The sequence below is a fragment of the Gammaproteobacteria bacterium genome (assembly GCA_033344735.1).
Lineage (GTDB): Bacteria > Pseudomonadota > Gammaproteobacteria > UBA4575 > UBA4575 > UBA1858.
Map to the genome: position 1 here is coordinate 1 of JAWPMW010000001.1, position 23266 is coordinate 23266.

Sequence of the window (23266 nt, forward strand, 5' to 3'; positions counted from 1 at the left end):
GGACACGTGATATCCTGTCTGAACATGGGGGGACCATCCTCCAAGGCTAAATACTCTCTACCGACCGATAGTGAACTAGTACCGTGAGGGAAAGGCGAAAAGAACCCCGGAGAGGGGAGTGAAATAGAACCTGAAACCGTATGCATACAAGCAGTGAGAGCAGACTTGTTCTGTGATTGCGTACCTTTTGTATAATGGGTCAGCGACTTACTTTCAGTGGCAAGCTTAACCGTTTAGGGGAGGCGTAGGGAAACCGAGTCTTAATTGGGCGAATCAGTCGCTGGGAGTAGACCCGAAACCGGGCGATCTATCCATGGCCAGGTTGAAGGACAGGTAACACTGTCTGGAGGACCGAACCCACTTATGTTGAAAAATGAGGGGATGAGCTGTGGATCGGAGTGAAAGGCTAATCAAGCTCGGAGATAGCTGGTTCTCCTCGAAATCTATTTAGGTAGAGCCTCATGTATAACTCTAGGGGGTAGAGCACTGTTATGGCTAGGGGGTCATCCCGACTTACCAAACCATTGCAAACTCCGAATACCTAGAAGTTCAATCATGGGAGACACACTGCGGGTGCTAACGTCCGTAGTGGAAAGGGAAACAACCCAGACCGCCAACTAAGGTCCCAAAATCATAGCTCAGTGGGAAACGATGTGGAAAGGCATAGACAGCCAGGAGGTTGGCTTAGAAGCAGCCACCCTTTAAAGAAAGCGTAATAGCTCACTGGTCGAGTCGGTCCGCGCGGAAGATTTAACGGGGCTTAAGCTATGTACCGAAGTTGCGGATGCGTGTTTACACGCATGGTAGAGGAGCGTTCTGTAAGCCTGTGAAGGTGAATCGTAAGGTTTGCTGGAGGTATCAGAAGTGCGAATGCTGACATGAGTAACGATAATGCGGGTGAAAAACCCGCACGCCGAAAACCCAAGGTTTCCTGCGCCATGCTAATCAGCGCAGGGTTAGTCGGATCCTAAGGCGAGGCCGAAAGGCGTAGTCGATGGAAAACAGGTTAATATTCCTGTACCCGGCAGTACTGCGATGGGGGGACGGAGAAGGCTAAATCAGCCGGCTGATGGTTGCCGGTTTAAGTATGTAGGCAGAGGACTTAGGCAAATCCGGGTCCTTAATGCTGAGATACGATGACGAGCTCCTTTATGGAGTGAAGTGGTTGATGCCATGCTTCCAGGAAAATCCTCTAAGCTTCAGGTACTGTTGGTCCGTACCCCAAACCGACACAGGTGGGTGGGATGAGAATTCTAAGGCGCTTGAGAGAACTCGGGTGAAGGAACTAGGCAAAATTGCACCGTAACTTCGGGAGAAGGTGCGCCCTTGCTGGTGATGAGACTTGCTCTCTAAGCTGGTGGGGGCCGCAGTGAATAGGTGGCTGCGACTGTTTACTAAAAACACAGCACTCTGCAAACTCGTAAGAGGACGTATAGGGTGTGACGCCTGCCCGGTGCCGGAAGGTTAATTGATGGGGTTAGTCTTCGGACGAAGCTCTTGATCGAAGCCCCGGTAAACGGCGGCCGTAACTATAACGGTCCTAAGGTAGCGAAATTCCTTGTCGGGTAAGTTCCGACCTGCACGAATGGCGTAACGATGGCCACACTGTCTCCACCCGAGACTCAGTGAAATTGAAATCGCTGTTAAGATGCAGTGTACACGCGGCTAGACGGAAAGACCCCGTGCACCTTTACTACAGCTTTACACTGAACTTTGAACCTACTTGTGTAGGATAGCTGGGAGGCTTTGAAACTTGGACGCTAGTTCAGGTGGAGCCAACCTTGAAATACCAGCCTGGTATGTTTGGAGTTCTAACCTCGACCCATTATCTGGGTTAGGGACAGTGTATGGTGGGTAGTTTGACTGGGGCGGTCTCCTCCCAAAGAGTAACGGAGGAGCGCGAAGGTATCCTAAGTACGGTCGGAAATCGTACGGTTTGTGCAAAGGCATAAGGATGCTTGACTGCGAGACAGACACGTCGAGCAGGTGCGAAAGCAGGTCTTAGTGATCCGGTGGTTCTGAATGGAAGGGCCATCGCTCAACGGATAAAAGGTACGCCGGGGATAACAGGCTGATACTGCCCAAGAGTCCATATCGACGGCAGTGTTTGGCACCTCGATGTCGGCTCATCACATCCTGGGGCTGAAGCAGGTCCCAAGGGTATGGCTGTTCGCCATTTAAAGTGGTACGCGAGCTGGGTTTAGAACGTCGTGAGACAGTTCGGTCCCTATCTACCGTGTGCGTTTGAAATTTGAGGGAAGCTGCTCCTAGTACGAGAGGACCGGAGTGGACGAACCTCTGGTGTGCCGGTTGTAACGCCAGTTGCATTGCCGGGTAGCTATGTTCGGAAGGGATAACCGCTGAAAGCATCTAAGCGGGAAGCCTCTCCCAAGATTAGATTTCACTAGACTTTTAAAGTCTCTAAAGGCCCGTCGAAGACTACGACGTTGATAGGCAAGGTGTGGAAGCGCAGTAATGCGTGAAGCTAACTTGTACTAATTGGCCGTGCGGCTTGACCATATAACACTCAAGCACATTGAGTGACGTGACTAGTAACATTTACACTGACATACTTCTTGAATTGAATGCATTTCCAGAATTTGCACTGAAATTGTTCCAGACAATTTCTAGCACTTCCTCCATCCCTGGAGGTCGCGTTACCAGTTAAAAAACTGGAGGCATACCAAATTGCTTGGTGACCATAGCGAATGTGACCCACCCGATCCCATCTCGAACTCGGAAGTGAAACCGTTCTGCGCCGATGGTAGTGTGGGGTCTCCCCATGTGAGAGTAGGACATCGCCAGGCATTAATACAAAGGCTCTGATGAATACATCAGGGCCTTTTTTTATTTCTTCGACATTTAATATTCAAACGCATCGCCTTAAAAAATTTAGGTGTCTAATTAAATGCACAGAGTTCTAATTTTTCTAAGCTAATTTATTTTGGGTTTAATTAGTTTCAGAGGAATTGTGGTGTAATAATTTAGATTTATCTTGATATAGACTAATAGCACATAACTGGTGCATTAGATTAAACGCGTCATTATTAGACCGACAAAGAACTAGCGTCTATAGACTTAAAACTTAACACTGTCAGAATAGCGCTAGAAGAAAACAAGAATGTTGATTACTGTGCTTCCAAAAAACTTAGAGTGACTATAGATGGCTAGTTCAATTAGTGATGATTATCGTGAACACTTACTTCCAAAAAGGCTCATATTTTTTGATCTTGATGGAACGATTATTCCTTCTACTAATGCTTCTGGAAGGAGGATTGCGATTTCTTTATCAACTTATGAGCAGGTACGGACTTTCGCAAACCGTGAACTTCAATTTGATGGTGAATTGCCTGAGTTAAGTGAAGACAAATGCAGTGAATGGTATCGCACGCACGGGGGCCCTAAAGGACTTATTAAGCGTGTTCTTGAGGATTCACAGCTATCCAATGAAGTTAAAGATTGCTTGAGTGTTTACTTTAACGGTTTGTTTACACGACGCTTAACTCAATACCTTAAAGATGACCTAGAATACGATGTTGTCCCCGAAGAGAACTTGGAATTTTTACGAGAGCTCTCAACTATGGCGCAAATGGTACTTGTGTCTTATCGATATCAGACTCAGTTTGATTTTCTTAATTCTGTCGAAGAGCTAGGCTTAAGTCGAGGTGGAGTTTTTGGACCTAATAATGCTTTTGCAGTTGGGTCACCCGGTACATCATCGGATGGTTCAAAAGCACGCTTTGTAGGTGGAATGTGGCGTCATCAAATTCGAGCACAACGTCGACTCACTTCTGAAATAGGAAAAACTTACCCGCCTATCTGTATTGGTGACTCAGTAAGAGACATTCATTTTGCAGTTGATGTGGGAGGAGTATTTTTTGGTGTATCTGAAACTGGGGAAAATTCACAATCAACGTTAGTGAGTGAAATAAAAAAACAAGAAGATAGTTTGAGTTCACGTTCACGTGTGTTTGATTCTCTGAGTGATTCAGAATTAAAGCGACGTTTGATTGAAGAGTGTAACGACTATCGAGATGCAGTCAAAAATCTCTAGGAAGAATTAATAGTGTCGCATTCATTAGCGATGCTATTTATGAGCTAACTTTTTAGTTTTATTTTGACAACTGCTAGTCTGTAATTTTTCATTATCGATCGCTTTTTGAATAGCGTCTTCTATGTCTTTGAATTTATTTTTTTGTTCGTTGGTAGATTTTGTATTGTCGATTTGAGAATTAGAATTACCCATCACTTTCCTCATGATCTTTTCATAGAAAAATATAAGAACAACTATCTCACTTTTCTTTCTGTAATAACACAGCAAGATTTTGGCATTTAATATAAGCGTATATAACAATATTTTAATATAGTTAACTGCTATATTGTTTATATAGTTTCTAAATTAATAACAAGCATATGATCCTTAATAAAACGCTTTAAAAGTGTTCAAAAAGTGTATTAGATCAAAGCTATTGTTGCATAAGTTTTTTTTAGAGGAAAAGGTAATCACCTTGTGTATAGTCGTACTTAACTATGAAAACAATAACGATAAAATAAAGTGAATAATACTATGACTAATAATCCGCAGATGTTGGAGTCTAGCGTCTCTTTGCAATTTAATCCCCAAAACGTATTAGAAATCCGAGAAGGATGCAGTACTCCAGAACATTTATTGAAGAGTAGAGTGTTTTCTAAATTCCTACAAAAATACAAAATGGAATTTATTGCTAATTTAAGAAATAGAAAAGAAAATAAACTAGAAGTACAAAGTAAAATAAATTTTATTTTGAATTTAGGTGCTCGAGATATTTTAAAAATACTTGAGTCAGATAATGCACTTGAAGAAAGTGTCGCTGAAAGAAATATTGCAGTTGCAAAATTTATTGATGGAGGGTTTCATCATTTCAGAAATGTTACTTATTCGAGATTGGTGAGATTACATAATGAAGTGATTACTGGAGATGAAACTCCTGATTCAATTAAGGATCTGGTGACCAATAAGGCAGCAAGTCTTTCTGAGCTTGTATTAGAAACACGCCGTATTTTGCTAAAGAAAGTGGGACTTGAAACTGGTGTGCGTCGTTCAGCTGGTATGGATGCACATCCTAGTATTACGGCTGGAGAAATATCTGGTCATTATTTGAATTTGCCATCTGATTACGTATCGCTTTCATCAGTACCTTTAACTATTGCTGCAGATATTCGAACAGGCGTGGATTACCACACAGCTGCAAATAAACGTGCATATCCATTCTTTGAGTTAGATCATAATCCATTTAAACATGATGAATTCTGCCCAGACGATTGGACAGCTGTTCCTTTGCGGGTGGGAGCTTGGTTAATCGTTGCTTATTTGCATAAGTCAAATGGATTTATTGAGATTGAAGCAGGCCTATTAAACTTATTCCCGTTTGCGGAAGCTGAAGATATTTTAACTAATAGAAAACCTGATGGTGTATTTGTATTTGGTTGCCCATCTTCAAATATGGATGACCTTGGTTACTACTGGGATGAAGAAAATGAATTACTTGTCGGACTAGTGCCTGGCCTTGATGAATGCCAGTATTTCGGCTACGGCAAAAAGCCAATTCTAACCCTGCATAATGTACTTGCGATTCGCGCAGGTGATTTACCGTTACACTGCGGTTGCACACGTTATGTCTGCCATTTTGACGATAAAACTAATGAGCCATATATCACTGAAATGCTTGTGAAAGCAGATGATATGGGTCGTGCAGTATTGGAAAAAGGGGATGATGGCGTTGAAAGGCCCATATTTTATGGTACAGAAACCGGTGCATTTGTGCATGTCTAGATGGGTTTAGTGAGCATGCGAAAATGCAAATGATAGGCAGAGAAATCGGTTACAACAAAGAGTCTGGCTCAAATGCGAGACAAATTGTTCCTGTAGCAACCGTTGATGAAGTGATGACAGGGCATCAGCTAGATGGGCTGATGTACAATAATAATTTCAATATCATTGCAGAAGGGGAACAAACAATTTTTACTGATATGCCTGTCATGGATGCGATAGAACAATTCAGAAGGGGTGAACGCGTAGCAGCAGGTAGTACACAAACGCATCGTGGTAAAAAAGAAATTAGTTACTGGGCAAATCCATTCCCAATGTTGGAAGATAAAGATGGAACAGTTTTGCATCCTGACTTGCGCGAAAAGTTTTCTATTTTAGAAAAAGACTTCATTAGTTCCATGGAAAATTTAGTGGCCAAAAAAGAAATGCGCGTCGGTGTCGTTAATAGTCAGATGATGGCTGGATGCTATGAGCATGTCACTGATGATGATGTATCAAGATGTGGTTTTACCAATCGTGATGAAATTGAGCAGGAAGGTCCTGTGCGTCTTGCTCAACACATGATCGATATGATTAAAGAAATTGCCAGTGAAAAACGAGCACGAAATGGTGGTGATACTAAATCTGAAAGTGTCACCGTTGCGCTTGTAGGTGATAGCCGAACTGGTAAGTCTGAAACCGCAGAGAAAATGGAAGGCTTGTTAGATTTGCAGCTTGTGTAATGTAGTTAAATTCACTTTAATTTACAGTTGGCTCAAGATCCTCAAAAGTGCAGATTTTAGATAACTCGACTAATTCAGCACGAGTCTGGGCCAACATTTTGGACATGATATTACTTCGGTGAACTTCTATAGTTCTCTTGCTAATCCCTAATGTCTCTGCAATGGCTTTATTAGTGAGTGTTGCATGATCTTTAACTAACATGCGTAACACTTCTTTTTCGCGTGAAGTAAGCAACGCATATCTATTCTTTATATTTTGACGGGATCTGTCGATTTCTCTATTTTTCACGTCTATATTCAGTGCATTTCTGATGCTATCTAACAGAATTTTTTTTGCAAATGGCTTTTCAATGAAGTCTACAGCACCTAATTTTACCGCTTTGACAGACATGGGAATGTTTCCATGCCCAGTGATGAATATTATCGGTGTGTGTATCTTCGATTCAATTAAATGCTGTTGAAGGCTTAATCCGTTCATTTTAGGCATCTGAATATCAGCGATAATACAACCAGGCTGATTGTTGTACTTCTCTAGGAATTCGATTGCTGATGGATATTCTTTGACTTTGAAGCCTTCAACGGTAAGGGACATACAGATAGAATTCCTTACTGCTTCGTCATCATCAATCAAGTGTACCGTCGGAGATTCTTCTATATTACTCATAAGGACTTTGAAGGTATGCTGAAAATGATACGTGCGCCATCGGTGTAATCAGTATCACTCCATAGTTGGCCGTTATGAGACTCGATAATATATTTACACACGCATAGACCTAATCCTGTTCCATTTGGCTTTTTTGAGGGGATGGGAGTTATTAAATCATCTAGTAAGGAATCATCAATTCCATCTCCGGTGTCTGAAATGGTAAATTGGATTTGATTATTAGAAGTATTTGCACAGTTAATCACAAGGCGTTTGGAAAATTTCTTTTCCATGGCTTGAATGCTGTTAGTAATAATATTAAGCAAAACTTGTTGTATTTGTATCGAATCTGCATGTAATTCTTCGATGTTCTGCTGAATCTCTACATCAAGCGATATGTTTTGTTCAACAATATCGTGGTTTACCAACGATAGTGTCTCTTCTAGTAATTCATTAATATTAATTTGGCTGCGTGAAGGTAAGCGTTTTTCTGTAAATGCTCTAAATCTTTTTACAATCTCTCCTGCACGTATTGTTTGAGTTGCAGCTTTTTTTAATGCTTCTAACAACTTATTATCATCACTATGATATTTTTCTGCAATTATAAGCGCAGTATCGCAATATTGTGTGACAGCTGTTAATGGTTGATTTAGTTCATGGGCTAAACCAGAAGCAAGTGCGCCAGTGGCATTAATGCGGTCCATGTGAGCAATATTATTCATCAATATTCTCTCTCTATTTTCTGCATTTTTTCTCTGACTTATGTCAGTACATATGACTATAAATTCATTATTTTCAAAGCCGCTATTTTGCAATGTGCATTCAACTGGATATTCAGAGCCATCATTGCGTATATGCATGGCTTGGAATCTGATTGGAGCTGAATAAGATAAATTGCTTGTATTTATAAATTTATCAATGATGCTTATGGGTGCATGTTTAACGATTTTGCCCCACTCAAGTTGACTCAGTGTATTTGAACTATAGCCAAGATTTAGTTGAGCGGCTCGGTTGGCGTAATTAATATTCTTGCTTTCGGCGTCAATCAGGTAAATTTCATTGGATGAGATTTCTACGATGTCACCTAAGCGGTGAATGATTGAAAGACGTTTTATTTCTTTAATTCTTTTGGCTTCAATCAGTGCTGTTGTAGTTAATGCCAACTTCTTCAATTGTTGTTTTTGTTGTTCGTCTAATTCTCTTGGTTTGTAATCCATGACACACAGGGTACCTAATGCGAAGCCGTCACTAGTTACAAGTGGTGCACCTGCGTAGTACTGGAGGTTGGGTGCTTCCGTTACCATAGGACTGTTCTTAAAGCGTGGATCCATTGAAGCGTTTTGAACTTCAAATACATCGTCCTGCATGATGGTATACGGACAAAAAGCAATTTCACGATTTACTTCACTGATTCCATCTATGCCGCTGGATGATTTAAACCAGACCCGTTCAGAATCAACTAAACAAATAAAAGATAGTGGTGTTGCACATATGTTGGCAGTTACGCTGGTTATAGCGTCAAATGTACTTTCAGCTGGAGTATCTAAAATGTCCGTATCATATAAAACTGTAAGACGGTCATTCTCATTATCTGGGACTCTTGCATATTCCATTTCAGTCATATCTCTAAGCAAGCCATTTTGTTGACTATAACAATTGATTTTACTAAGAAAGCAATCAAACTAGTATAACTACTTAGTGTTTTAGCTATAGTGTACTGTGCATTGATTGGCCGATCATAACCCAATTTATGAGCGTTTCACGCTGGATATTTGGAATTGATTTTATCAATTATATCAGTGAGTTATGTGATCGATTCATTCTCAGAGTTGAAAAAAAATTTTTGAATAATTAAGATTGGTGAATTTGGGCCAGTTCAACTCAAAATTCCTAATTAAGACAATAACTTAGAATGTCCAATTTTGTTCATCATGTAAGCAGTTTATTCAAAAGATATTGCATGAATACCGCAAAGTAAAAATTTTCCCCTGTTTGAGCAGAGTGATCAAAATGATCCCGTAGCATTACATCTCTACTCTTATGATTTACTCCTAACAGTAAGAGAGTTTGCCGCTAAATAAAGAACAGAATCAGGGGAAAGCATGGTGGAAATGCATAGTAAGGACTAGTCTTTACTTTAAATATGATTTTCATTCCTGCATACCATTTATCTTTAAATAGATAGCTGTTGCCGTAAAAATATTGAGCTTCCTTTCAACTGGCCGATTAGACGTCATGAATTTTAACATTAAAGCCAGTGTGCATTTGTCATGACTATAGAAAACAGCAATCTCAGCAATAGATTTCATTTTGATTTGTCAGCTAGTTATTCGCGCAGTGTTACGCGTGAGTTAGCTAGCAATATTCTGTCAAATGATTCGCAAAGTCGATTCCGGTCTAATAATGAGAGCTTTTATTCGCCCTCTAGTTCGGTCAATTTATTGGAAAGAGCATTGAGTGATGGTTTGGGTAAGAAAGTCAGTTTGCAAGAGAATAATGACGGTCGATCGCCTGCTAAAATTATTGCAAAAAATGTTTTAAGTTTTGTGCGCCAAGAGCTTCGTGAAGCACGAAATGGCGGTGCATCTGATCAAGAACTGCTGGGAATTTTAAATGAAGCTCGTGAAGGCATTGAGCAGGGCTTTGCATCAGCTAAAGATGCATTGCGAGGCAGATTTGATTTGGAGCCGCGTTTGGAAAGACAGATAGAACGCGCATTTAATAAAATTGAACGAGGTCTAGAGCGAATAGATAATCGAATTACACAAAATGTCTCAACTAGTGATCAAGCGTTATTAACTACACCAGGATCAAACCCCAGTGGTAGCGAAATTAATCGCATTGAAGTATTGCAGAAAAATTTACAAGCTTCACAAGCTCAAACTAGACAAATAGAGTATCTAAAAACAAGAGATATACAACGTTCTAGTAGTTTTGAATTGAGTGTGAAAACCCAAGAAGGTGACACGGTCAAGTTGAGTATTGAAAAATCTTTTTCCAAGCAAGTGTCTAAGCAAGCCACATTTGATGAAAGTGGTTTTAACGTTAGTATTGATCGTCAAGTTGAGCGAGGCAAAGAAATCTCATATCAAGTTAGTGGTGATATTAATAAGCAAGAACAGGCTGCTATCGATAAATTGATAAAGAATGTAGATCGTTTGGCAGATAAATTCTATAGAGGTAATTTTGCTGGAGCTTTTCAAAAAGCATCACGAATTGGTATTGATACAGATCAGCTTGCAAATTTTTCGTTAAATCTACAGTCATCTAAAACCGTTGAAGTTACAAAAACTTATCGGGAAGTACAAGGTATTGCAACTTCGCAACAAACCTCTTCAGCGGTGGAGTCCATAGGCGAGTTTGTTGGTGACGTTGGCCAGGTTGCTAGTGAAGACGCAATTGCAAATGCGGTATCTGATCCAGTTCCTTTGACAACGGAATTATTCAAACAGATAGCTATTCGTGATGAAAGATATGCTCAGCTAGTTTTTGAGCAAAGTGTCGATGTGATTGATGATCTTGCAAATCTGGCTGAGCAGCAGTTAGCAAATGCGGCTTAACTCATTCCAGAAACAAATAGCAGCGATCCAGCTGAAATCACAGTTACAATAATTCGAGTAATAAAATAAGTTGTAGAAATAAACATTTCTCGCTTAAGCAAGAAGTCTACGCCGAGTAAATATATAAATGCGCCCACAAGAATTAGTACAGAGTTGCTGGGGTTGGCAAATAATAATGACATCCAGGCGAGAGCCGCGACGGCGTTACTGATGATGAATAAAGCTTTAGGTGTTTTGGTGTTATAAAAAAGATAGGTGCCTAAGTGTATTCCAGCAATGAAAGATATAATAATCAGGGCATATACAGAAACTATTTCATTCACAGGACCAAGTGGGCCAATATTATTAATCCCCGTATATATCATAGATGCACACGCAATGAACGGTAATGCTCCCACGTAAGTCATTAATATATATAGATTATTGCGCGCCAAGGGGTGCTCTTTATTGTTATTGTTATAGTATATTTTGCATACTAATCTAGAATTAAATTTACCGCCACAAATCTAGTATATTATTTTTCAGATATTTAGGACTTACTGTCGCTGCTAGCTGAAATTTTTAGAGGTTCTACTCAAATTATCTTTGATCATGACTAGAATCTAGGCGTAATAATTCATGTTATTCTAGATTTTATGTTTTCACTAATCACCACAATGTTTTATATGATGTCTGCATATATTGCATTTCTAATTGGTTCTTCGTCAGAATTATCATTGTACTTGATTGCGCTTGTTCCAGTTGGGTTTGTGACTGGTTATCTGCTTGATCGCTTGAGTAGTGTCAAGAAAATTTGGCTTGAGGATCAGCGAGTTATAATTCATACAGTAATAACAAAATATTTCTTATTCCTCCTGCTTGCAGGTGTATTTTGTGCAGCGGGTGTGTTGTTCGCGAATAGATAGTTGTATGCATAGCCACATCTTAGTATCAGTTAGTTACAGACCTGTTAAAGATCATTAACATGTCAATTGCATCATTAAGATATGTTTTAATTTATGAGTAATGTTATCCCCTTTAAAAAGCCTCGCATCAAAAAACTTGGCTTATGTCAGCATGGACATCATAAGTGGGCTGTTATCACTGATAATAAATTCGACACTAAAAAAGGTAAATTAGTGACAGTCTACAAGTGCTCTAATTGTGGCAAGCAAAAGATAAAAGCGCACTAATTCTTTGATTAATCGGGAGTAGTGGCTTATATTATTTGTGTAACTTACTGAATTTAATGAGATTAATCGTCTTTTCTAGTAGCCAGGCCTAATTCCAGTGTACGGTCTAAATCCACGTCTATCCCCTTATCCTAGCTTGCCACTGTAATCTGCACTGCATTATAATCTGCGGCCCTTTCAGCACATGGGCTGGAACGGCTAAGTAGCGATTTTATAAAGAAATTCAGCTCGCCAAAATTAAAAATAACGTAAATGCGGAATCCATATGCAGAATAATTACCCGCCAGCACAAGGCCTTTATGACCCAGATTATGAACACGACTCGTGTGGTGTTGGTTTTGTTGCTGATATCAAAGGACGTAAGTCACATGCAATTGTTGAAAATGGCCTAACCATACTAAAGAAGTTAGTGCACCGTGGTGCCTGTGGGTGTGAAGAAAATACCGGTGATGGCGTTGGTATTCTTATACAGATGCCGCATAAGTTTTTTTCGCGCGTGTGTATGGAAAGTAATATCGACTTACCAGAATATGGTCAATATGGTGCAGGTTTAGTATTTCTTCCAAACGATAAATCGCAATCCAAACAATGCCAAAAAATTATAGAAAATATTATTACCGAAGAAGGTCAAACAGTTTTAGGTTGGAGAGAAGTACCGACAGATGATTCTAGTTTAGGACCTACTGCTAAGTTAGGAGAGCCTAGCTTTAAGCAAATATTTATTGGTAAAGGACCTGATGCAAAAGATGAAGCTGCTTTTGAGCGCAAGTTGTTCGTCATACGTAAATTAGCTGAAAATGCTATTTGGAATTCAGACCTTTCTGAGTGTCATCATTTTTATATTCCTTCATTGTCGTATCGTACTTTTATTTATAAAGGCATGTTGACAGTATCTCAGCTCGAATTGATGTACCCGGATATTTTAGAGCCTGATTTTGAATCAGCCATAGCACTAGTGCATCAACGTTTTTCTACAAACACATTTCCCGCATGGAGATTGGCGCATCCGTTTAGATATGTTGCTCACAATGGAGAAATTAATACTGCGCGCGGCAATGCTAATTGGATGCGTGCAAGAGAATCACTATGTGAATCAGAATTATTTGGTGATGATTTAAGGAAAATTTTCCCGATCTGCATTGAAGGTGGTAGTGACTCCGCAACTTTCGATAACGTTATGGAATTTCTACATATGGGTGGAAGGCCGCTCCCGCATGCAATTTTAATGATGATTCCAGAGGCGTGGAGTGGGCATGAAATTATGTCGGCAGAACGTAAAGCATTCTATGAATATCATGCATGCCTAATGGAGCCTTGGGATGGCCCTGCCTCGGTTGCATTTACCGATGGTGAAGTTATTGGCGCGGTGTTGGATCGAAATGGTTTACGACCATCGCGTTATTATGTAACTAAAGATGACATGGTGGTAATGGCGTCAGAAGTTGGTGTTCTAGATATCCCGCCAGAAAATGTTTTGATCAAAGATCGTTTGCACCCAGGCCGTATTTTCTTGGTCGATACCAATCAAGGTCGCATAATAGATGATGAGGAATTGAAGCAGCAGTTTGCAACAGAGCATCCTTATGCTGAATGGCTAGAGAAGCATTTAGTTGAAGTCGAAAAATTGCCTAATCCTAAACAGATTCATGGCACTGACAAAGAAACGTTGTTATTGCGTCAACAAGCGTTTGGTTATACCCATGAAGATTTGCGTGTACTTATGGCGCCAAAAGCCGCCAAAGGTATGGAGCCTGTAGGTTCTATGGGAACAGATGCGGCATTAGCCGTGTTATCAAATAGATCACGTTTATTGTATGACTACTTCAAACAACTGTTTGCACAGGTGACTAATCCACCATTAGACGGCATTCGTGAAGAATTAGTTACTCAAGTTGCAGTAACAATTGGAGCAGAGAGAAATTTATTGAAGCCAGAGGCAGATAGTTGTCGGCAAATCAAATTAGCCTCGCCTGTATTAACGAATGAGGAATTGGCGCGTATACGTGACGTTGATTTACCAGGTTTGAAAACAGCAACTGTTTCTATTTTGTATCCTGTTGCTGAAGGTGGTAAAGGTTTAGATAAGGCATTACAAGTAGTCTGTAATCAGGTAGATGAAGCAATCGCTGGGGGTAATACAAATATCATTCTGTCTGATCGTGGTGTTGATCAAAATAATGCAGCAATACCAGCATTACTTGCAACTGCGGGCGTCCACCATCATTTAATACGTAATGGTACGCGAACAAAGATAGGGTTAGTACTGGAGTCTGGTGAGCCACGTGAAGTCCATCACTTCGCAGTATTAATTGGCTACGGTATCGGTGCTGTGAATCCGTATCTTGCATTTGAGTCTTTAGGAGACTTGATTGGAAAGGGCCATATTCCTGAGATGGAGCATGACAAAGCAGTTAAGAATTTTATTAAGGGAGTTAATAAATCTCTAACTAAAATCATGGCGAAAATGGGTATTTCTACAGTACAGTCTTATCGTGGTGCTCAGGTGTTTGAAGCCATTGGTTTGAATAAAGAATTTGTTGATAAATATTTTACTTGGACCGCATCACGAATTGGCGGTATCGGTTTAGAAGAAGTTGCAGCAGAAGTGGCTGTGCATCATCACAATGCTTATCCTGTTCGTCCTTCAAAATCGCCAGATCTAGAATGGGGTGGAGAATATCAATGGCGACGTGATGGTGAATATCACTTGTTTAATCCAGAGACTGTGTTCAAGTTGCAGCACGCAACTCGTACTGGTCAGTATAAAATTTTCAAGGAATATACCGACCGTGTAGACAATCAGAATGAGCACTTAGCAACGTTACGTGGTTTGTTCGAATTAAGTTCTGATAGAAAACCGATTCCTATTGAAGAAGTTGAGCCGATTGAAAATATCATGAAGCGTTTTTCAACAGGTGCTATGTCATATGGTTCGATTAGTCAGGAAGCGCACGAGACATTAGCTATTGCGATGAATCGTATTGGCGGTCGTTCTAATACTGGTGAAGGTGGTGAGGACCCCGATCGTTTTACTCGAGATGAAAATGGTGACTTGCGACGTAGTGCTATTAAGCAAGTTGCGTCTGGTCGATTTGGAGTGACCAGTGAATACTTGGTAAACGCTGACGATATCCAAATTAAAATGGCACAAGGAGCAAAGCCAGGTGAGGGTGGTCAATTGCCTGGAACGAAAGTTTATCCGTGGGTGGCGAAAGTACGTCATTCAACTGCAGGCGTTGGACTTATTTCTCCTCCACCGCATCATGATATTTACTCGATTGAGGATCTTGCTCAATTAATTTATGACTTGAAGAATTCAAACCCAGAAGCGCGTGTGCATGTCAAACTGGTCGCAGAAGTTGGCGTAGGTACAGTCGCAGCAGGTGTTGCCAAAGCGCACTCTGATGTTGTGCTTATTTCTGGTTATGATGGAGGTACTGGCGCTTCACCAATGAATTCATTAAAGCATGCAGGATTGCCGTGGGAATTAGGTGTGGCAGAAACTCAACAAGTACTAGTTCAGAATGGTTTGCGTGATCGTATAGTCGTTCAAACTGATGGACAGCTTAAGACCGGACGTGATGTGATTATTGCTGCATTGCTAGGTGCAGAAGAGTACGGATTCTCAACCGCTCCACTAGTGGTAATGGGTTGCATTATGATGCGTGTTTGTCACTTAAATACATGTCCCGTAGGTGTGGCGACACAAAACCCTGAGTTACGCAAAAAATTTGGCGGACAACCAGAGTTTGTAGAAAATTTCTTTAAGTTTATTGCGGATGAGGTGCGTGAATACATGGCGCAACTTGGCTTTCGTACTATTGATGAAATGATAGGCCAAGTTGAAGCCTTGAATACGAAGAAAGCAGTTGATCATTGGAAAGCTAAAGGCTTGGATTTTTCAGCAATACTTCATAAGCCAACACCACACGCCGGTACTGGTTTGTACTGTATGACTAAGCAAGATCACGGATTAGAGTTATCTTTAGATATGACAGCGCTAGTGCCGCAATGTAAAGAGGCTATCGAAGAGCGCAAGTCAGTCGATATTATTTTGCCTGTACAGAATACTAACCGCAGTGTAGGTACTATTCTTGGTTACAACATTACAAAGCGTTATGGCAGCGAAGGTTTGCCTGAGGATACTGTAAGAGCACATTTTAATGGTTCTGCTGGTATGAGTTTTGGTGCTTTTGTTCCTAAAGGCGTCACCATGACTTTAGAGGGTGATGCTAATGATTATCTTGGTAAGGGTTTGTCCGGCGCTAAAATAGTCGTATTCCCATCTAAGCATTCTAGTTTTGTGCCTGAAGAAAATATTATTGTAGGCAATGTTTGTTTATACGGTGCAACTTCAGGTGAAGCTTATATAAGAGGTATTGCTGGTGAGCGTTTTGCGGTTCGTAATAGCGGCGTTAACACAGTAGTTGAAGGTGTTGGTGACCATTGTTGTGAATATATGACTGGTGGGAATGTTGTTGTGATTGGTTCAACTGGTAGGAACTTTGCAGCAGGTATGTCTGGCGGGGTTGCTTATGTATTAGAAGATAAAGAAAAGTTTGATATTAATTGTAATCAAAGCGATGTAGGTCTTGAGGATTTGGTTGAAGAGGAAGACATTGAATTGGTTAAAAGCATGTTAACAAAACATGTTGAGTACACGAAAAGTACTGTGGCTAAGAAGATCTTGGATGATTGGTCTAGCTATCAAGGTCAATTTATAAAAGTTATGCCTCAGGATTACAAGCGTGTGCTAGAAGCTATAAAGCGTGCGAAAGCAGAAGGAACTTCGGTTGATGAGGCTGTAATGGAGGCTGCACATGGGTAAGGTTACAGGATTTATGGAAGTACGGCGTGGCAAACAACCGTATCGCGCTGTTGAGCAAAGATTGCTGGATTGGAATCAGGTCATGGCACCATGGCAGCCGGAGCCATTAAAAGAGCAGGCAGCGCGTTGCATGGATTGTGGAATTCCTTTTTGTCATCAGGGCTGCCCTTTGGGTAATTTGATTCCTGACTGGAACGATTTGGTTTATCGTGATCAGTGGGAGGCGGCTATACAACGGCTGCACGCGACCAATAATTTTCCAGAATTTACTGGGACACTTTGTCCTGCACCTTGCGAAGGTTCATGTGTATTAGGTATTAATGATGATCCAGTGCATATTAAAGCAGTAGAACTTTCAATTGTTAACAAAGCGTGGGAAAACGGTTGGATAAAGCCACAGATTGCTTCAGTAAAAACAGGGAAAAAAGTTGCTATTGTCGGTTCTGGTCCTGCAGGGATGGCGGCATCACAACAACTGGCACGAGCGGGACATGATGTTACATTGTTTGAGCGTGATGATCGTATTGGCGGTTTAATGCGTTATGGAATTCCTGAATTTAAAATGGAAAAGAAAGTGCTTGATCGTCGAATGCAACAAATGCAAGCGGAAGGTGTGACGTTTAAAACCAATGCCCATGTTGGAAACAATATTTCTGTTGAAGAATTGAAAAAAGAATTTGATGCGTTAGTGCTTACTGGTGGAGCATGTGATCGACGCGATCTTCCTGCTGAAGGAAGAGAATTAAAAGGTATCTATCAGGCAATGGAATATTTGCCTATGCAAAATCGGCTTTGCGAGGGTGATGCTAAGCCAGACAATTTTATTGATGCTAAAGATAAACATGTTGTGATTATTGGTGGGGGTGATACAGGTGCTGATTGTCTAGGCACTGCGAATCGTCAAGGTGCAAAGTCTGTGCACCAATTAGAAATTATGCCGAAACCTCCAGAGGGACGTTCACAAGATAATCCGTGGCCGGAATGGCCGCGTATCTTTAGAACAGCGTCTGCACATGAAGAAGGTGTTGACCGTGTTTATTCTGTATCAACCAAGCGCTTTATTGATGATGGAAATGGTAAATTAGAAGGATTGGAACTGGTCACAGTAGAAATGAAAAATGTTGATGGGCGTATGCAATTCGTTGAGGTTGAGGGTAGTAATAAAATTCTACCATGCGACTTAGCATTTTTAGCAATGGGTTTTGTGGGTCCTGAAAAACCAGGAATGTTAGAGCAGCTGGGTGTTGAATTAGATTCACGTGGTAATGTCATTGCAGACAAAAATTGGATGACAAGTGTTGATGGTGTCTTCACTGCTGGTGATATGCAACGAGGACAAAGTTTAATCGTATGGGCAATTTCAGAAGGAAGATCAGCAGCAAAAGGTGTGGATCAATACCTGATGGGATCTAGTGATCTGCCTTCGCCGGTTAATCCAATAAGTCTCTCATAAGGTTATAACGGCTACTTTATTAGTGTGGCCGTAACACTTCCCTGCCAATTTAGTTGATCGTATAAGTTGTTGTTAAATATAACTAAATTAATCTTTATAATCTTTACATATTGATTTCTACTCTGTTAATCGGTCGCTATTGTCGGCCAATAACAATAAGGGCCGTTTATGCAGGAACCTCCAATTCCGGTAGATGAAGCATCTAGAATTTCTAGTTTAGTAAAGTTAGATGTCCTTGATACTTCTCCAGAAGAACGGTTTGATCGAATTACGCGGCTTGCTAAGCGCATGTTTGATGTCCCAATTGTGCTAATAAGCCTGGTCGATACTAAACGTCAGTGGTTTAAGTCTAAGCAAGGCTTGGATGTTAGTGAAACATCTAGAAAAGCATCTTTTTGTGGACATGCTATTGCATTGCCAGAAACCCAAGATCCTTCTAGTAGAATATTGGAAGTGCCAGATACATTTTTGGATGAGAGGTTTCATGATAATCCATTAGTGATAAGCGACCCTTATATCCGCTTCTACGCTGGTTTTGTATTAAAGTCTCATGACGACTATAAATTGGGGACGTTGTGTATTATCGATAAAAAGCCAAAAAAATTGAGTGATGCTGAGCGTATGGCACTGTTTGATTTTGGTATGCTTGCTCAAGATGCGTTGCAATCTCTTAGGTATGAAGATAAAGATATTCATACTGGTTTATATAATCGAAGAGGGTTTCTTTCGGTTGCTGACTATGTTTTGGAGGGTGCAGCTAAGCAAGAACTACATACAACGCTTATCTATATTAAAAAATTAAATTTTTTAGCATTGGTCGAAGAATTTGGCAGCTTGGTTGAAAAAGAAATATTGGTGAATTTTGTCAATACACTGAAAGGTACTTTTAGATCTTCAGATATTGTAGCGCGTATAGGTGATAATGAGTTCATTGTTTTAACTTCTCATAATCAATCATTTAATATCGAATCTGTATTAATGCAGCTAAGAGAAAAAATGCAAGTTGCGAATTGCAAGCTGCAAAATAATTTTCAGGCACAGTATAAAATAGGTAGTTTTAGTTTTGCGCCAGAATATTTTAAATCATCCGGCAGATTAATAGATTTAGTTGATAAGAGAATGAATGAATCACTATACTCTGAATCATGTTCGTTAGTAGTTTGATAACCTTATTATTTAGACATGTTCGCCTGCTGCAGCACCCGAAGCCCATGCCCATTGAAAATTGAAACCTCCTAAGTGACCTGTTACATCTAATACTTCACCAATAAAATATAAGCCTTTTTGTTTGTTCGACTGCATTGTTTTTGAAGATATTTCATTACAGTTTATACCGCCTAATGTGACTTCTGCAGTGCGGTACCCCTCAGAGCCATTGGGCTTGAATTGCCAGCAGTGAAATTGCGCGGCTATATTTTTTAAATCTGAATTTTTAAATTGATTGATTGCTTTGTTGGCGAATCCAAAGTCTGGAAACCATAGATCTAATAACACTTGTGCCATATTTTTTGAAATAACCTTTGCGAGGATTGTTTTTAACTCGGATTTTGAGTTGGCGCATTTTCTTTCTTTAAGCATTTGCAATAAATTAATATTTGGTAATAAGTTGATTTCTATCTGGTCACCATCTTTCCAATATGAAGATATCTGCAAAATAGCTGGGCCACTTAATCCTCTATGAGTAAATAGTAAATTCTCTTTAAAGCTCATGTTGTTGCAAGATACATTAACAAGTAAAGAGCTACCGCTTAAGGTAGAGAGCTTGTCTAATGTGATTTTGTCTGCTGTAAAAGGGACAAGCGCGGCGCGTGTAGGTAAGACATCTAGCCCAAATTGTTGTGCAATTTTATAACCAAATCCTGTGGCGCCCATTTTTGGTATGGATAAACCACCAGTAGCTATGACTAAAGATTGGCAATTACTGAGACCTAAATTGGTTTTCACCTCAAAGCCATTGATTATCTTGTTTATATTGGTAACTTCGCAGCGGGTCCTGATTTTCACTTTAGATTTATGACATTCATTTAAAAGCATTTCTAGGATGTCTTTAGACTTATTATCACAAAATAGTTGGCCTAATTTTTTTTCGTGGTATGGAATATTATGTTTATTAACTAATGCTATGAAATCATGAGGCGAGTATCGTGATAAAGCGGACTTGCAGAAATCGGGGTTATTCGAAATGAAATTATTTGGTTCACAATAAATATTAGTGAAGTTGCAGCGCCCCCCGCCAGACATGAGAATTTTTTTGCCTACTTTATTAGCGTGATCTATGATTAAAACATCTCGTCCTCGTTGGCTTGCGATTAGAGCGCACATTAAACCAGCAGCACCTGCGCCGATAATAATTACGTCGACATTTATGGGTAAAGTGGTAGTGGACGAAATGATCATTTAACTGGATTGTTTAAAGACATTAGACAGTCTATTACATCAAATTAGGAGTATGTAGCATGCCTTATGTGAATATAAAAGTAACCCAGGAAGGGGTGACACAAGAGCAAAAGTCTCAACTTATAAAAGGTGCCACTGATTTGCTAGAGAATGTGTTGGGTAAGAATCCAGCAACTACTGTTGTAGTGATTGATGAAGTAAGCACTGATAATTGGGGAATTGCTGGAGAGCAAGTCACAGATCGCAGAAAGAAAGGGCTATAAAGAGATCTGTTTTTATTGTTTGATTAGTAGACTTTTGATTGCTTCTTCAACGTCATGCTCAGTGAATTGTTTATTAGGATTGTCTCCAGTTAAACGATAACGCTCCTTCCCTTCACTATCATAGATTAGTACTGCAGGAATCCCGATAAGATTAATTTTTTCAAAAGCAACCATAAGATTTTCATCCATGCGATAGTGATCAAATTTTGCATTCATTGTGTGCAAGAAGGTATTTGCAGCAGATAATGATTCTGAGTCATCTCTATCATCTAAATTCATGCTAGCAAATACGACGTCATCATCATTGTAGCGATTGTGCATTTCCACCATTTCTGGAAATCTCTCTATGCAGCTTACGCACCACATCGCCCACATATCAACAACAACTACATTGGGAATATGCGATTCTAACTTAGCTGTCCATTGCTGATAATTTACTGGCTCCATCAAAGAGCTGTCGTCAGCGCTGAGTGTTGAAATACAGACAAACACTAATAGCGCTGCCGTGTTTGATAGCGTTGATTTAATTAACATATTTTACAGTGCATCCGTGCGCGCGTGTTTCAGATGGATTAACTTGCCCATTACTGAGTGTGGCTAGAATAGCATTTTCTACATAGAATTCAGTTGGTTCACCATTGATATGTTTTATGGTCCCATCTTTGTTCATTTTTGCTGGGGAGTTGTAAAGTGCCCCCGTGTAAATCAATTTGCGTTGTTTATTGAAAACAAAATATTCAGGTGTTCGAGTGGCACCTAATGCTCTTCCAAACGCTTGGCTTTCGTCATATAAATAATCAAAGTTATAGCCAACTTTTTGCGCATGTTTCACCATGGCGGGTAAGCGGTCGTCATCACGATGGTTCATACTCAATCCAATAATACGAACGCTGTCATTGTTGAATTGTTGGCTAAGTGCAACAAGGCCGCTATCCATTCCTTTAACCCACGGGCAATGGTTAGCTAATGACACAAATACGAGAATGTCATCATTAAGTTGATCTGAAGAAATTGTGTTGCCTGAAATTGAAGGTAGGTTATTAAATTTAGGCAGATCATCGCCTATGTTGAGAATCGAGTTGTACTGGCCGGCAGAAACAAATGGCGCTAGCAGAAGAGATATTAGTATAAAGAGAGAGTGAGCTGTGATTTTCATATTAGATCCTCAAATTTAATAGTGTAGACAAGTAGATTTGAAAGTGGTTTCTTGCCAACCTTATTTATTTTCTTTGGCAAGCGCTATCAAGAAAATGTTATCAGTTATAGAATGAATGATTAACATATAAATTTTAGTGAATTTTAAGTAATAGCATGTCAGATAAGAAAATAATCATAATAGACTTCGGAAAAATATCTACTCCTTACTGTGGGTTGGCAGAAGTGGCTTTGAATTATGCGCAAGCCTTAGAAGGGCTAAAGTCTGTTGATTTGGAGTTTATATATATCGTTCCTAAGCCATTGCTGAGTAAATTTTATAAGCAAGTAGGTGTCAAAGCGATATCACCAAAATACTCAGGGTTTAACCGTCTGTGTTATTACTTGAGTGGTCAAAGGCATTTTTTATGTCATCTGCCAGAATTTGATTTATACCACTATATTCATTTCTATTCTCCGTGGGGTCCGAAGGCTAATGCTTCTAAACCAGTTTTATTGACTGTGCATGATCTACATGCATTGGAAAGGAAAAGATCTGAAAAAAGATTGCGACGCAAACTTAGTGAGGTCTCACATGTTGCATTTATTTCGAAATTTGCAGCGCAAGAATACGCTACACACTTTGCATCACTTGGAAAACAGACACGCATTATCATGAATGGTGTAAAAATACCTCCAGTAGTTGATGAAAATTCTAGTGATAAATGGAAGCAAAAATATTCAGATTTTTTATTTACGATAGGTGGTTTGAAGCGTAAAAATATTCATAGTTTATTGGGTATGATAGATAAAAATAATCATATTGACACTTTAAAAGATCTTAAGCTGGTTGTAGCAGGCGGTATTAAAACTAAATACAAGAAAGAACTATTAACTGAGATCGAGAAGAGAGGCATTCAACAGAAAGTTATTTTCTTGGGCTCGGTTTCTGAACAAGATAAATATGAACTCATGCATGCTTGTCGTGCATTTGTATTTCCTTCTCTACAAGAAGGCTTTGGTTTGCCAATTATAGAAGCGCTGCATTTTGGTAAGCCTGTGTTTTGTTCTAATAAAACTAGCCTTCCGGAAGTGGGGGGTGAGATGGTTTACTACTGGGAGAAATTTGATGCAGAATATATGTCTTCTGTGTTACAGCATGGATTGCAAGACGATATAATGCATGAAGCTAAAAGTAGTGAACGTAAAAAATATGCCTATAAGTTTAACTGGAATATAAATGCTCAACAGTACATGGAATATTATTCGCAAATCTTAGGGTGAA

The 23266-nt window shown here is 39.9% G+C and carries 17 protein-coding genes and 2 rRNA genes; 12 read left to right on the forward strand and 7 right to left on the reverse strand.

All coding sequences use genetic code 11. The features are described 5' to 3' along the window. From R8G33_00005 to R8G33_00015, 3 genes are all read left to right on the forward strand, one after another. A 23S ribosomal RNA gene (locus R8G33_00005) occupies positions 1-2520 on the forward strand; the annotation flags it as partial. A 171-nt stretch (positions 2521-2691) separates the two neighbouring features. Next, positions 2692-2807, forward strand: a 5S ribosomal RNA gene (rrf, locus tag R8G33_00010). Positions 2808-3163: 356 nt separating this feature from the next. Then, positions 3164-4054 (forward strand): hypothetical protein, encoded by an 891-nt coding sequence (locus R8G33_00015; protein ID MDW3094037.1) that lies wholly within the window; start codon positions 3164-3166, stop codon positions 4052-4054. 33 nt (positions 4055-4087) lie between these two features. Here R8G33_00015 and R8G33_00020 read toward each other — a convergent pair whose 3' ends face one another. Next, positions 4088-4258 carry a hypothetical protein gene (locus tag R8G33_00020; GenBank protein MDW3094038.1) on the reverse strand — a complete coding sequence of 57 codons (171 nt, stop codon included), beginning with the start codon at positions 4256-4258 and terminating at the stop codon, positions 4088-4090. A 309-nt stretch (positions 4259-4567) separates the two neighbouring features. On the opposite strand from R8G33_00020, the gene R8G33_00025 reads away from it, so the two are divergent. Beyond that, positions 4568-5812 carry a hypothetical protein gene (locus R8G33_00025; GenBank protein MDW3094039.1) on the forward strand — a complete coding sequence of 415 codons (1245 nt, stop codon included), beginning with the start codon at positions 4568-4570 and terminating at the stop codon, positions 5810-5812. 29 nt (positions 5813-5841) lie between these two features. After that, on the forward strand, positions 5842-6531 hold the full coding sequence (locus R8G33_00030; protein ID MDW3094040.1) for a hypothetical protein: 690 nt from the start codon (positions 5842-5844) through the stop codon (positions 6529-6531). A gap of 16 nt (positions 6532-6547) precedes the next feature. Here the strand turns inward: R8G33_00030 and R8G33_00035 are convergent, their stop codons facing one another. Together R8G33_00035 and R8G33_00040 are read right to left on the reverse strand one after the other, a co-directional pair. Then, complete coding sequence (locus R8G33_00035; protein ID MDW3094041.1) at positions 6548-7195, reverse strand: response regulator; 648 nt, start codon at positions 7193-7195, stop codon at positions 6548-6550. Beyond that, on the reverse strand, positions 7192-8796 hold the full coding sequence (locus R8G33_00040; GenBank protein MDW3094042.1) for an ATP-binding protein: 1605 nt from the start codon (positions 8794-8796) through the stop codon (positions 7192-7194). The genes R8G33_00035 and R8G33_00040 overlap by 4 nt, the downstream gene beginning before the upstream one ends. A 648-nt stretch (positions 8797-9444) precedes the next feature. Here R8G33_00040 and R8G33_00045 point away from each other — a divergent pair. Then, positions 9445-10734 carry a DUF5610 domain-containing protein gene (locus R8G33_00045; GenBank protein ID MDW3094043.1) on the forward strand — a complete coding sequence of 430 codons (1290 nt, stop codon included), beginning with the start codon at positions 9445-9447 and terminating at the stop codon, positions 10732-10734. Here R8G33_00045 and R8G33_00050 read toward each other — a convergent pair. Further along, positions 10731-11141, reverse strand: a complete 411-nt coding sequence (locus tag R8G33_00050) for a DUF3429 domain-containing protein (protein MDW3094044.1) — start codon at positions 11139-11141, stop codon at positions 10731-10733. The genes R8G33_00045 and R8G33_00050 overlap by 4 nt on opposite strands. Before the next feature lie 258 nt (positions 11142-11399). Here R8G33_00050 and R8G33_00055 point away from each other — a divergent pair, with 258 nt between their 5' ends. The 4 genes from R8G33_00055 to R8G33_00070 all read left to right on the forward strand — a co-directional run bounded on the left by R8G33_00055 (position 11400) and on the right by R8G33_00070 (position 19351). Beyond that, on the forward strand, positions 11400-11639 hold the full coding sequence (locus R8G33_00055) for a hypothetical protein (protein ID MDW3094045.1): 240 nt from the start codon (positions 11400-11402) through the stop codon (positions 11637-11639). Between the two features lie 532 nt (positions 11640-12171). After that, complete coding sequence (gene gltB / locus R8G33_00060) at positions 12172-16734, forward strand: glutamate synthase large subunit (protein MDW3094046.1); 4563 nt, start codon at positions 12172-12174, stop codon at positions 16732-16734. After that, a complete protein-coding gene (locus R8G33_00065; GenBank protein ID MDW3094047.1) occupies positions 16727-18187 on the forward strand; it encodes a glutamate synthase subunit beta in 1461 nt (486 codons plus the stop codon). Before gltB ends, R8G33_00065 begins: the two co-directional genes overlap by 8 nt. 168 nt (positions 18188-18355) lie before the next feature. Next, positions 18356-19351: a diguanylate cyclase gene (locus R8G33_00070; protein ID MDW3094048.1), complete on the forward strand. Its 996-nt coding sequence runs from the start codon at positions 18356-18358 to the stop codon at positions 19349-19351. Between the two features lie 12 nt (positions 19352-19363). On the opposite strand, the gene R8G33_00075 is transcribed toward R8G33_00070, so the two are convergent. After that, on the reverse strand, positions 19364-20584 hold the full coding sequence (locus R8G33_00075) for an NAD(P)/FAD-dependent oxidoreductase (protein ID MDW3094049.1): 1221 nt from the start codon (positions 20582-20584) through the stop codon (positions 19364-19366). A gap of 59 nt (positions 20585-20643) precedes the next feature. Between R8G33_00075 and R8G33_00080 the strand changes: the two genes are divergently transcribed. Next, a complete protein-coding gene (locus R8G33_00080; protein ID MDW3094050.1) occupies positions 20644-20847 on the forward strand; it encodes a 4-oxalocrotonate tautomerase family protein in 204 nt (67 codons plus the stop codon). A gap of 12 nt (positions 20848-20859) precedes the next feature. Here the strand turns inward: R8G33_00080 and R8G33_00085 are convergent, their stop codons facing one another. Further along, on the reverse strand, positions 20860-21381 hold the full coding sequence (locus tag R8G33_00085; GenBank protein ID MDW3094051.1) for a TlpA disulfide reductase family protein: 522 nt from the start codon (positions 21379-21381) through the stop codon (positions 20860-20862). Next, positions 21371-22003, reverse strand: a complete 633-nt coding sequence (locus R8G33_00090; protein MDW3094052.1) for a redoxin family protein — start codon at positions 22001-22003, stop codon at positions 21371-21373. The genes R8G33_00085 and R8G33_00090 overlap by 11 nt, the downstream gene beginning before the upstream one ends. Positions 22004-22158: 155 nt before the next feature. Here R8G33_00090 and R8G33_00095 point away from each other — a divergent pair, with 155 nt between their 5' ends. Continuing rightward, positions 22159-23265, forward strand: a complete 1107-nt coding sequence (locus tag R8G33_00095; GenBank protein MDW3094053.1) for a glycosyltransferase family 1 protein — start codon at positions 22159-22161, stop codon at positions 23263-23265. Position 23266: the final 1 nt, after the last annotated feature.